Below are 12,859 nucleotides of genomic sequence, written 5' to 3'. Positions count from 1 at the left end.
ATGAACTCCTTTATGAAGAGATCTATTTTATATTAGCAAGGTATTGATTTGTTGGGAAGCGATTTGGGGGAATTTAAAACTGAAACCGGACAGAACAGGCGGTTTGATAGCCGCCTGTCTGATCCTAACCGTTAACAGAGGCCGCCTTTTTCTTAGACAAATAGGGCCTGTCATCCGTCCAGACGGCATGAACCGGTATATCAAAAAAAGCGGACAGAACGTCGCCCGACATCATATCCCTCGTCTTTCCCTGTGCAAATACCTCTCCTTTTTTCAGCAGCAGCGTTTTGCCGAAAACCGGGAGAATTTCCTCGGCATGATGTGTAACATACAGCATGGATGGCGCTTCCGCTTTGTTTGCAACGAGTTCAATCATATCCAGCACCTGCTCCCTCGCGATGAAATCAAGGCCTGTAACAGGTTCATCAAGAATCAGCAGTTCAGGGTCCGCCATTAAGGCTCTTGAGATCAGCACCTTTTGCTTTTCTCCCTGGGAAAGCGTCTCATATCTCCTGTCCGCATAGCCGATTGAGCCGAATTCCTCCAATAGGGAGATGGCTTTCTCCCTGATGGTCTGTGACGGTGATTCATATAAGCCGATTGAGGCGAAAGCGCCGCTCAGCACAATTTCAAAGGCGCTGTCCTCAGGGTAAAATTTTTGCTGTAAAGCGGAGGACACGAGGCCGATTTTGCGGCGGAGCTTTTCACCAAGCTCTGTCTTGCCGAATTCATGGCCCAGCACATTCACTCTTCCTTTTGTGGGAAAATAGTAAGCGCACAGCATGTTGAGCAATGCGGTTTTTCCGGCTCCGTTTAAACCGTATAATGCCCAGTGCTCCCCGTTTTTCACCGTCCAGTCTATACCTTTGAGTATCCACTTTCCATTTCGTTTTAATGAAGCTTGTTCAAGCTGCAACACCATGTTTGATCCCCTTTCACTTTTATGTAAATATTCTGATAAATAAAAATATAATTCTTTTATTATAGCTTATTTGTGTGGCAATGTGAATGAGAGAATTTCCATTTTTAACATGTAAAAGCCGCAGGGTTTCTGCGGCTTTAATGTATATTTTTATTCATTTGTTTAATTGCGGCCTTTTCCAGCCGTGATACCTGGGCTTGGGAGATCCCGATCTCATCGGCGACTTCCATCTGCGTCTTGCCTTGAAAGAAGCGTTTTCTGAGAATCATTTTTTCCCGTTCATTCAGTCGTCTCATCCCTTCTTTTAAGGCGAGCTCTTCAATCCATTGCGAATCTTTATTCCGCTCATCACTGATTTGATCCATGACATAAATCGGATCGCCTCCGTCATTGTAAATCGGCTCAAACAGTGATACAGGATCTTGAATGGCATCAAGTGCAAAGACAATCTCTTCGTGGGACACTTCGAGCACTTTGGCGATTTCCTCCGCCGTCGGCTCCCTGCTTGTCTCACTGATGAGACGTTCTCTCACTTGCAGCGCCTTGTACGCGATATCTCTGAGTGACCGCGATACGCGAATCGGGTTGTTGTCGCGCAAATATCTGCGGATTTCTCCGATGATCATCGGTACAGCATATGTTGAAAACTTAACATTGTGGCTCAGGTCAAAATTATCAATTGATTTCATTAGTCCGATGCAGCCGACTTGGAATAAGTCATCAACATATTCTCCTCTGTTGTTAAACCTTTGAATGACGCTTAAGACAAGGCGCAAATTGCCGTTAACAAGCTTTTCTCTTGCTGAGCGGTCTCCTTCATCCTGCATTTGCTTGAATAACTTTCTCATCTCTTCATTCTTGAGCACGGGCAGTTTTGATGTATCAACCCCGCAGATTTCAACTTTATTTCTCGACACTTTTTTCCCTCCCTACAGGAGCTGCTGTACAAAGTTCAGTATCTCCTTGGGTGGGAAAAATATGCATCTTCAATTTCCAAAAATAAGAAGATTGAGGGTTGAACCCTTGGCTGCCAACGCTTTAAATTTCATAAAAAAATTAAACCATTTTGTTGAACTCTTTTCTCAGCCTTTTGATGATTCTTTTTTCAAGCCGGGAAATATATGACTGCGATATACCGAGCATATCGGCAACGTCTTTTTGCGTTTTTTCTTCTCCTCCGACAAGTCCGAAGCGAAGCTCCATGATTTGTTTTTCTCTGTCGTTCAGTTGCTCAAGCGCTTTTTTCAATAGCTTTTTATCCACATTTGCTTCGATATCTTTCGTGATGATGTCATTGTCTGTTCCGAGGACGTCTGAGAGCAGAAGCTCATTTCCATCCCAGTCGATGTTTAATGGTTCGTCAAACGATACTTCAGAACGGATTTTATTGTTGCGCCTTAAATACATTAAAATCTCATTTTCAATACATCTGGAAGCATATGTAGCAAGCTTGATTTTTTTCTCCGGATTAAAGGTGTTCACCGCTTTAATAAGACCGATTGTGCCGATAGAGATTAAATCCTCGATGTTGATGCCTGTATTTTCAAACTTTCTGGCAATGTATACAACAAGCCGCAGATTTCGTTCGATTAATATGGCACGCGCCGCCTGATCGCCGTCAGGCAGCTTGTGAAGAAGCACCTGTTCTTCATCTTTTGATAAAGGCGGCGGCAATGCTTCGCTCCCACCAATATAATAAATTTCATCGCTTTTTAAACCCAATTTCATTAAAAGTTTGTACCAGAGATAGGTTAATCTTAATTTTAGTTTTTTCATCTTCCTCCCCCTTCTAAATAAACGTCCTCAGGAGTATGATAATGTAACAGCTCCCAAGTTTTTAGGAAACGTGTTTGACCGGGTTTCCCGAGAGCATTTTCGGATGAACAATGGCATTAAATTCGCCGTCAGCAGACAGCGGCGATGTGCTGATTCCGATCAGACATTTAGGCGCTTCAATGATCTCTGTTTTCGTATATATCAGCACATGATCCGGTTTTAAGCACAATAAAAACTGGTGCTGATGACCGACGCCCCGATATGGGATCAGACGGAGCCGCCCGATATATGGCAGTGCATCGTCGAGCAGGCCGATGGCATCAAGAGGGCTTTTTTCCATCATGACCCCGCTCGCCTCTTCCCCCAATACACTTTTCAACTTTTCAATGTTGACGATCATGACAGGCGTTTTTGAAATTGGATCATAAAGCTGGTTTCCGGAATCAATCAATCCATTCATATGAAGCGTATGCTCACCTATATCGGCTTGAAGTCGAACCCGCTCTTCATATTGAATCTTTTTCGCTTCGGCGTCTTCAAAGCGCTTTTTTGAAAACAGCCATACAGCGGGAAATCCCGCTCCGACAAACAGCCAGCTGACGGGGTCTCCGAAGCCGGACCAATTCGTCATAAAGACTCCGTTTTCCATGATCGAATCCGTCTCCAGCAATGAATGAGCCCCAATGATCCCTCCTCCCATTAAAAAAGTGGCAAAATAAAAAGAAAACAAATTTTGCAGAAAAAACCGAAATCGTTTAAAACCAAATGTCACAAGAACGATCACAACCGAAAAAGACAGCTTGCCCGCAGGGTGAAGGACATATGGCGAGACAGGGGTGAACATAAACAGGACGATGCTTGAGGCGACCAGCGCCCCTAAGATAAACCTCCGCTTTTTTACCCTTCGCTTTAAAATAAAGGCGGTCATCATTAAAAGCAGCAAGTCAAAACAAAAGTTTAGCAGCCATATCGCATCTAAATAAATTTCCACGTCCGTCCCCTTTCTTTACATATTCCTTCTCTCGTTTGGCGGCCTAGCGTTTGTTTCCATAAGTATAAATCAAGCCCAAAGGTAAAGTCTGTCAATTATTGTTGCGCAAATGGTACATTTTTTGAGAAATTCATACTGAATTTGTCGATGTCCGGACGAAAAAAAACGCTGCCTTTTAAAGACAGCGCTTTTTTCTTATTTTAGTTTTTCATTGATATACAGTTTACCTTTTGCCGTTTTTCTCGTTTCATTGCCGTAATCATCGCGGACGATGACTTCGATTTCCGCTCCTTTAGCTTTTGCAGCGGAGGTTGCCGTCCAATATCCTTCATACTTGCCTTTTGATACTTCTCTGATCGGCAGTTCGGTCACGTTTTGCGAAGCTGTTTTGAAATTGGTCAAAGGCATTCTGATCACAAAAACGGCATCCAAATCAGCAGCGCTTTCAAACTCGATTTTTACGGTTTCCCCCGTTTTGAGCTCAAGATCCTCAGCCGGCTTCAAACTGGTGATTTGCGGTGCTTCAAAATTGACGTCGACGGTCGCTTTTTTGGTTGTCTTGTTGCCGGCCGCGTCAGCCGCTGTCACTTTGATTTCGTTTTTCCCGTTATCAAGCATAATGCGGGCCGAGTATTCGCCATTTTTAACAGCTGCTTTCTTTCCGTTCACTTTGACCGATTCCAAATGATCATCCGACACCGTGCCTTTCACAGTGACTGTCTCTTGATTGAGCTTTGATCCGCTTTCAGGTGTATCAATAGAAAGCTTTGGCTTTGTTTGATCAAGCACAATCCGGACCGGATCAGATGCATCCGTTGTCCCGGAGGCAGCAGATGATTTAGCAGTCACGACATTTTCCCCTTTATTCAATTGAATTTCTTTTGAAAAGGTGCCGTCTTCTGCGGTTTCTGCCGTGCCGATTTTTTCCCCGCCGTTAAAAAGATGAACGGTCGTTGTCGGAGAAGATGTCCCTTCGATGACGGTTTTCTCCTGATTGGTGATCAGCCCGTCTTTAGGCGACGTGATCACAGGCACTGAAACTTCATAGTCGACCAATGCGCGAATCATGAAATTGCCCTGGTCTGAAGGGGTTTTTGACCAGGCGCCTTCCGTATACTGCCAGTTCCGGCCGGAGTATTCCCCGTCTTCATCTGCCGCAAGGCCTGGCGAGTGATCCATATCATTTGTTTGGACATAGACAAGGTAAAAATCTTTTCCAACCAAAATGCCCTCATCGCTCAGATCCACATTTGTCCATTCTCCGTTGCGGAGGGCTTCCCCTTTGAACGGACCAGCGATTTTTTTGCCCGGAGCGCCTTTTTCACCTGAAGCATCATAGACTTCAACTGCAAAATCAGTGCCGCCCGGATCTGGAAATCCAGCATCCCAGAATTTGAATAAGCCGCCTTTCAGCATCGCTTTTTCCTGCCCTTTTTCAAGCGACATTTTAACAGCCAATCCGTAGCCTGATTCATAAAATGCCCATGCGTTCTCACCGGTTCCGTCATCATAGCCTATTTCGCCCGGATAGCCGATGAAAGGCTCAAGTTCAATATTTTTCGAGACATTGCCTTTTAAATCAACCGTAAATTCGCTGCTGTAGTACCCATTTGCGGTTACTTTTACGGTGTACGAATTTTCGTAGGCTGTTAATGAATATTGGCCGTCTTTGTCTGTTTGTACAGGTTGAACGGCTGCATCTTCAACAACATAGAGCTTCGCATTTTGAACAGGCTCTCCGGTCTTTTTATTTTTGACAGCTCCCGTGAGTGTGCCCTTTTTCAATTCTTTCAAGACAAAGTCGGCAGAGGTTGTCTGATCGGCCTCGATGGTTACGGTTTGTGTGCTTGATTCATAGCCGTACGCTTCGGCTTTCATCGTATAGGTCCCCGGCAAATGAGCCAAGCTGTATGCACCGGTTGCCTCGCTTGAGTAAGTCGATTTTCCCGTTTCAAGAACGCTCACCTGCGCTCTGAGCGGAAGGACGGCCGGTGATGCTTTTCCGGTCTGGATGTTTTGCTGGAGGGTGTCAGCCGGCTGAGCTTTTTTCGGGTCAATCGTTTGTTTTTTCGTATGTTTCCCTTTCATTTTTCCAGTTCGTTTTTCAACGCCCAGACGCATTTTCTTCCCTGCTTTTTTCGATTCGTTCACAAGCTCTACATCATCGATATAAAGCCCGTCTGCTCCAACGCTGCCATCTGATTGAAGATTAAACATGACCTTAATGTTCTGGCCTTCATAAGCTGATAAATCAATTTCTTCGTCCTTCCACTCTGAAGTTGTGCCGCTGTATTCGGCAGCCTGAACCCAATCTTTTTCCCCTTCAGGCTGAACATACACGAAGCCAAAATCAAAATCCTCTTCAATTTCATGCCAATATTTGAATTTCAGAAAAAGTTTCTCATTCTTCGGTACCTGTACAGGAGGCATAAGAAGATTCATATTGGCCGAATTCTCATATTGTCCTGCCAGATTCGTGGCGTAGACTTGTTTTCCTGATGCAGCAGATCCCGGTCCTGACTGAGCGACTCCCAGCTGCCAGGAATTTTTGGCACCAGAGCTTCTCCAGCCGTGTGCAGCAGCCTCAAAATCTTGTTTATAACCGGTCGTCACAGCCGGAGAAATCGGCACTTCATACCCCTCTGACTCCGTTTTGTTTCCGCCGTAGTCTGTGACAGTCCATTTATAAGAAAGTGTTTTGCCTTTCAGAGAAGGAATGACCGCTTCATATGTTCCTTTTTTATAATCGCCTCCGGTTTGTTTGGCCGTGACGGTCTGCCAGTCGGAAGAATCCGTTTTATAGCTCAGTTTGACTGATACAACGCTGATGTCGTCTTCCACTTCAACTGTGAACGGAATGTCTGAACCTGAAAAAACTTCATGTAAGTCTTCATGTTTGATAGACGGCGGCTCTTGGTCTTCGCCTTCTTTGCCGATCCGTCCCTCCGCTTTGCCCAATCCGTCTGTGACAGCGGCCACCGCATCAAACGCGTTGACAAGCCCGTGGCCGTATCCGTTATTTGGCGATTCGGAAAATGTGCTGTCAGTGAGCGGTGTTGCCGTATCCATTAATATATTTTCGAGGTCATCAACGGTAAGCGATGAGTCTGCTTGTTTTAAAAGGGCTGCAACAGCTGCAACATGCGGTCCTGCCATCGATGTGCCATCCCAGCCGTCTTGATACCCGCTTCCAGGCACAGAGGAACGAATGTTTACCCCCGGTGCAGAGATTTCCGGCTTGGTCTCATCATAAGGAGACGGGCCTTGCAGCGAAAAATCTCCCAATTGATTATCGATGTCGGTCGCACCGGTTGCAAATGCTTCGGGATAGTTTGCCGGATTTGCAATTGAAGCAGGCCCGCCAGGATTAAAGAGATCGGCATTGCCCGCAGAAAATTCCGGGAAAATATCGGCAGCGCGCCAAGCTTTCACCATATCTCTGTACCACTCATCAAGACCTGCGCCCCCTGACCATGAATTATTGACGACATCAGGAGCCATTTCGGGATGCGGATTGCCGTCCTGATCTTTTGGCGCTAAAATCCATTCTCCTGCCTCAAGGAGGTCTTCATCTGTTCCGCCATCTTCAGAAAAGGCTTTGACCGCGATCCACTTCGCTCCAGGCGCCACTCCGATTTGGTTTTGACCGTCAGGCTCCGAGCCGACCATCGTGCCTGTCACATGTGTTCCATGTTCGAGATCATCAAAAGGCTCGTCCTCGCCTGATATCGCGTCAAACCAATTAAATTCGTGATCAGGATTGTCCGGATGCTCAGGGTCATATCCGCGGTATTTCTCTTTAAGCGCCGGATGATCCCATTGTACGCCTGTATCGATTGATGCAACGACTGTTCCTGTGCCGTCATACCCTAATTCCCACGCTTTCGGGGCGCCGATTTGATCAATGTTCCATCCAATTCCATCTTGAGACGGAGTCGATTTTTGTTTGCCTGATTGTTTGTCCGGTTTAATGAGCTGCCTTTTTTCATTTGGAAGCACTTTTTCGACCTCAGGAAAGGCCGCTACCTGCTCCATCACCTCTTTTGTCGCATGAACAGCCATACCGTTGACAATATAAAACGAGTGGATATCTTTGGCATTTCCCTTTTTGACTTGCTTTTTCAAGTAGGTTTTCAGCTGACTTTGCGTCTCATCCGCTTTGATTCTTAGTGATGACACCACTGCCGAACGCTTTTGGTACTCCGTTTTAGCCGAACTGAGCGATTTTGCTTTTGCTTTCTTTTCCGCTTGTTTCGCTACTTTTTGCGTGTCGACTTGATCTTTCATCTTAATCAAAAAAGTGACTTTATCTTCTTTTTTGAAACGTTTGACAAGTGATGTCGAGATCTTTTTTCCAGCGGAAGCATGATGTTTCACTTGTTCTTTCAAAGAGGTGAGCGCTGGTTTTTGTGCTGCTTCGGAAGCGGCGGGCATGAACATTGAACCGATTAAAAATCCGCTTAAGATCGTGCAGAACGCCTTTTTTTTCAGCTTGCTTTTCAAATGAATATCCCCCTTTTTAATTGAATGGCTGTCTATTCGATCCCCCTTTCTTTTGACTGAATATGTAGTCTCAACTTTGATGTCTCTTCAATATAGTAAATATTGGTTAAGTTTTTTGTCGTTATTTGTCAAGGAAATGTTTAAATTTAGTTAAAAAAAGACAAAACCTTTTCATCGGTTTTGTCTTTTCATGACATCTTTATTTTTTCGCTTCAGTAAATGCTTTTAAGGCATTGACTAATCCGGATCCATATCCGTTGTTTGGCGATTTTTCAAACGTTTTGTCTGTCAAAGGCTTGGCCGTTTTCAACAGAATGCGTTCGATTTCATCAACGGTGATATTCGGATTGGCTTCCCTCATTAAGGCGACGATACCGGATACATGCGGAGTCGCCATTGACGTGCCGTCCATTGTTGCATATCGGTGTCCCGGATATGCGGAGCGGATGCTGACACCCGGCGCGGATAGGTCAGGCTTTACTTCATCATATGGAGAAGGTCCTTGCAAAGAAAAGTCTGCTAGCGCGTTCGTGCTGTCAACTGCACCGATCGCAAATGATTCGGGATAGTTGGAAGGATTCTCAACTGAACCCGGTCCGCCTGGCTCAAATTCACTGACATTACCTGCTGCAAATGCAGGAAAAATGTCAGCGGCCCGCCATGCCTTCACAATGTCGCGATACCATTCATTGAGCCCCCGTTCGCCTGCCCAAGAATTGTTGACGACATCCGGAGCCTTTTCAGGGTGCGCTTTTCCTTTTGCATCTTTCGGCGCCAAAATCCATTCGCCCGCCGCCAACAGGTCTTTTTCACTGCCGCCGTCCTTTGAGAAAGCTTTAACAGCGATCCATTTCGCAGTGGGAGCAACACCGATCTGGTTTTTTCCGCCCGCCTCAGAACCGACCATCGTGCCGGTGACATGTGTGCCGTGGCCTAAATCATCGTACGGCGTTTTCTTTTTGCTTGTGGCGTCAAACCAGTTGTATTCGTTGTCCGGGCTATTCGGTTTGGACGGATTATATCCGCGGTACTTTTTTTTCAAAGCAGGGTGATCCCACTCGACGCCTGTGTCAATTGAAGCCACGACCGCTCCTTTGCCTTTATAGTGTTTTTTCCAAACATCTGGTGCATGCACTTGCTGAATGTTGGAAGCAGGACGTGCAGTTGCAGATGTGTTGGCGTCGATTGTCGCTTTTTCAGCTTTATTCAGGTTGATCTTTTTGTTCGGAAGCACCTTATCCACTTCTGGAAATGATGCCGCTTTTTCCATGACGTCTTTAGTGGCTGTCACGGCAATGCCATTTACGATATAAAAAGATTCCAGTTGTTTTGCCGCACCTTTTTTCTCTTCTTTTTCCAAATAGGTTTTGACATCTTTCTGCGTTCTATCGGCTTTTGCCCGCAATGATGCCAAGACAGCTGAGCGCTTGAGCTGTTTTACCCTTTTCACCGTCATAATACTTGCTTTGGCCCTTTTCTCAGCGGCTTTAGCCGATTGCTGCAAGTTGGCCTGGCCTTTCATTTTAATTAAGAATGTGACTTTCTCTTTTTTTTCGAAGTTTTTGTAAAGAGAGTTTGATATTTTGTTTTGAACTTTGGCCTTTGCTTCTGTGCCCGCCTCGGCTTTGACAGCCCCCGGGGCGAGAAGCGAACCGATGAGTGCTGCACATATGAATGTCCGGTATAATGGCTTTTTCTTCAAACGACATCCTCCTTTAATTGACCTGCAAATGAGGTCGTTCTTTGACGCTTCTTGCATTTCTTTGACTGGAAAAAGAAGATATTTATACTGTAAAAGAAAAAGCTTATAGATTCTGTCGTTTTTTGTCATGTTTTCTGTATTGATTTGTAAATTCGTTCTTTTTACATATGACCTGTTTTTATAAATAGTTCGGTCTGATGACGGATAAAAAAGAAAACCGGTACATTCAGGAGGAAAGAGAGAGGTTTGGTACAAGTCTTTCGGAGTGGTTGGCTTCAGAAGACATGATAATTAAGGCTTTTGAAGGAGCTGGCGGATAAAAAAAGGCTGCCGACTTGATGTCAGCAGCCTCACATATGATGTAAATCAGCGTTTATTCCGATTTCTTAAGAATGTCGGGATATCAAGCGTGTCCTCGGCAGGCTGTGATGTGCTGCGGTGCGGCATGCTTGGTTCCTCGCGCTTCGGCTCCCGTTTCGGAGCTGGCTGATGATGCTGTTTTAAGCCTTGATTTAAAGGTCTTTGCGTCTTTGCGACATCTTGGTCCTGTTCGATAAAGCCGGTCGCGATTACTGTGACGACAATCTCATCTTTTAAATTTTCATTGATGACAGATCCGAAGATCATGTTGACGTCTTGGTCAGACGCTGCAGCAACGATATCAGCCGCTTCCTGAACTTCATACAGGCTTAGGTTTGTACCGCCTGTAATGTTCATGAGAACGCCTTGTGCACCGTCAATCGCCGTTTCAAGCAACGGGCTGGAAACAGCTTTTTTGGCAGCTTCGGCAGCGCGGTTTTCACCTGTTGCCACACCGATACCCATCAATGCAGACCCTTTATTGGACATGATGGTTTTCACATCCGCGAAATCAAGGTTGATCAGCCCCGGTGTCGCAATCAGGTCTGAAATTCCCTGTACACCTTGGCGGAGAACGTTGTCCGCTTCACGGAACGCTTCAAGCATCGGTGTATTCTTATCAACGATTTCGAGAAGACGGTCATTCGGAATCACGATCAGGGTGTCGACGGCTTCCTTCATTGCTGTAATGCCGCCGGCTGCCTGAAGCTGTCTTTTTCTGCCTTCAAAAGTAAACGGTCTTGTCACAACACCCACAGTCAAGGCGCCCAAATCCTTTGCGATCTGTGCGATAACAGGAGCAGCTCCCGTACCTGTTCCGCCGCCCATTCCGGCCGTAACGAACACCATGTCAGCGCCTTTCAGCGCCTCTTCAATTTGTTCCTTGCTTTCTTCTGCCGCTTTTTTGCCGACTTCCGGATTGGCTCCAGCGCCAAGCCCGCGCGTCAGCTTCGCACCGATTTGCATTTTCGTTTCCGCTTTTGAAAGGTTTAGAGCCTGCGCATCCGTGTTGACCGCAATAAACTCGACTCCCTGAACGCCATTTTCAATCATCCGATTGACGGCGTTGTTTCCTCCGCCACCTACTCCAATTACTTTAATCGATGCTAAGCCGTCTATATTTGTTTCAAACTCTAACATGCTAAATCCTCCTAATCCGTCGAATGACTAATCTCTATTCCCAAAAGAAGTTAAATATTTTCTTCATTTTGCTCGGCTTTTTCTCAGCTTGAGCCTGCTGCTTAGATTTTGGTTTCGGACGCTGCTGCACTTCTTTCTGATGGGAAGCCGCGACTTCCTGAACCGCTTCCGTCGGCATTTTAAACCCTACTTTTCTGCCTTGGATTTTTGCGTTGCGGTAAGCGAATTGGATGAGACCCACCCCTGTCATGTATTGAGGTTCTCTCACACCGATATAATTCGGGCTAGCCACTCTGACGTTATTTTGAAGAACATCCTGTGCAAGACTGAGGACACCAGGCATTCCCACCTGTCCTCCCGTGAGCACAAACCCGCCCGGCAATTCTTTAATACCCATGTTCTGCAGTTCTTCTGCCACGAATACAAAGATCTCCTCGAGCCTGGCTTCAATGATGTCAGCCACTTCCCGCTGAGTAAAGGTTTGCTTTTGGTCTGTCCCGATCACGGCGACTTCAAATGCTTCCTCTTCTGACGCTTCTTCATAGAAAGCATATCCAAACTGTTTTTTGACCCTCTCAGCCTCGTCAGTGGAAGTTCGGAGGCCGATTGAAATGTCCTTGGTAATGTTCTCTCCTCCCAAGGGAACGACTCGGGTTGCAAGAAGATCGCCGTCCTCAAATACAGCAACGGTCGTCGATCCTCCCCCAATGTCGATCAAAGCCACTCCGAGGTTCTTTTCATCTTTTGATAAGGCAACAGATCCGGTCGCCAGCGGCTGCAGGCATATATCCGTAATTTCAATGCCTGCCCGTTCCACACAGCGGAGCAGGTTATGTAAAATCGTTTTTGATCCGGTAATGAGCGATCCCTCTACTTCAAGCCGGACACCGAGCATCTTTTTCGGATCTGTTATATCGCCTCTTCCGTCAACGATAAACTGCCTCGGAATCACATCAACGATCAGCTGTTCCGGCGGGATGGAAACAACTTGAGCCGCCTCCATGACCCTGCGCACATCTTCAACTTGTATTTCTTTATTTTCACTGGAAACCGCCACTACACCGCTCGTTTCTTGAATATGGATGTAGTTCCCATTAACGCCGACAATTGCATGGGTCAGCGGAAAACCTATCATTCTTTCAGCTTGTTCAAACGCTTTTTTTATAGAATGAACCGTTTTATCTATATCAACGATTGACCCTTTTTTCAGCCCCTCTGAGGGAACATTTCCGACTCCGATAATGTTAAGAGATTCGTCTGACATTTCACCGACGATCACTTTAATATTGGACGTACCGATGTCTAGACTGACGTAAAGTTCATTGTTGTTCATTCTATGGCACCTCCTCACATTTCAGTCAATTCTATTCTATTATTTGCCGAACAACAATACAATGAATCTGGTTTTACAAGTGTGTAACAATCAATAAAAAACCAATACGCTTCTTTTTAGTTTTAGGATTAC

At 45.7% G+C, this 12,859-nt stretch carries 8 protein-coding genes; all 8 read right to left on the bottom strand.

The annotated features are described in order from the left end of the window. Positions 1-124 precede the first annotated feature (124 nt). On the bottom strand, positions 125-922 hold the full coding sequence (locus RBH91_RS09170) for an ABC transporter ATP-binding protein (protein WP_307894307.1): 798 nt from the start codon (positions 920-922) through the stop codon (positions 125-127). A 137-nt stretch (positions 923-1,059) separates the two neighbouring features. Next, positions 1,060-1,839, bottom strand: a complete 780-nt coding sequence (gene sigG, locus RBH91_RS09165) for an RNA polymerase sporulation sigma factor SigG (RefSeq protein ID WP_076760437.1) — start codon at positions 1,837-1,839, stop codon at positions 1,060-1,062. 139 nt (positions 1,840-1,978) lie between these two features. After that, positions 1,979-2,698, bottom strand: coding sequence for an RNA polymerase sporulation sigma factor SigE (sigE, locus tag RBH91_RS09160; RefSeq protein ID WP_148955688.1), 720 nt, complete (start codon positions 2,696-2,698; stop codon positions 1,979-1,981). A gap of 61 nt (positions 2,699-2,759) precedes the next feature. After that, positions 2,760-3,689: a sigma-E processing peptidase SpoIIGA gene (gene spoIIGA / locus RBH91_RS09155; RefSeq protein ID WP_307894306.1), complete on the bottom strand. Its 930-nt coding sequence runs from the start codon at positions 3,687-3,689 to the stop codon at positions 2,760-2,762. 195 nt (positions 3,690-3,884) lie between these two features. Next, positions 3,885-8,192, bottom strand: a complete 4,308-nt coding sequence (locus RBH91_RS09150; RefSeq protein WP_307894304.1) for a S8 family serine peptidase — start codon at positions 8,190-8,192, stop codon at positions 3,885-3,887. A gap of 199 nt (positions 8,193-8,391) precedes the next feature. Then, positions 8,392-9,894, bottom strand: a complete 1,503-nt coding sequence (locus RBH91_RS09145; protein WP_307894303.1) for a S8 family serine peptidase — start codon at positions 9,892-9,894, stop codon at positions 8,392-8,394. Positions 9,895-10,260: 366 nt separating this feature from the next. Then, complete coding sequence (gene ftsZ / locus RBH91_RS09140) at positions 10,261-11,394, bottom strand: cell division protein FtsZ (RefSeq protein WP_076760432.1); 1,134 nt, start codon at positions 11,392-11,394, stop codon at positions 10,261-10,263. 34 nt (positions 11,395-11,428) lie between these two features. Continuing rightward, positions 11,429-12,727: a cell division protein FtsA gene (ftsA, locus tag RBH91_RS09135; protein WP_076760431.1), complete on the bottom strand. Its 1,299-nt coding sequence runs from the start codon at positions 12,725-12,727 to the stop codon at positions 11,429-11,431. Positions 12,728-12,859 lie beyond the last annotated feature (132 nt).

Origin of the sequence: Bacillus swezeyi (assembly GCF_030908325.1) — a bacterium.
Taxonomy (GTDB): domain Bacteria; phylum Bacillota; class Bacilli; order Bacillales; family Bacillaceae; genus Bacillus; species Bacillus swezeyi.
Note: the sequence above shows the minus strand (reverse complement) of the source record. Positions and strands in the feature narration are given on the sequence as shown.

What these genes read in the sequence shown, in the direction of transcription:
- RBH91_RS09170 (WP_307894307.1), bottom strand. Translation starts at nt 922, where the DNA reads ATGGTGTTGCAGCTTGAACAAGCTTCATTAAAACGAAATGGAAAGTGG.
- sigE (WP_148955688.1), bottom strand. Translation starts at nt 2,698, where the DNA reads ATGAAAAAACTAAAATTAAGATTAACCTATCTCTGGTACAAACTTTTA.
- ftsZ (WP_076760432.1), bottom strand. Translation starts at nt 11,394, where the DNA reads ATGTTAGAGTTTGAAACAAATATAGACGGCTTAGCATCGATTAAAGTA.
- ftsA (WP_076760431.1), bottom strand. Translation starts at nt 12,727, where the DNA reads ATGAACAACAATGAACTTTACGTCAGTCTAGACATCGGTACGTCCAAT.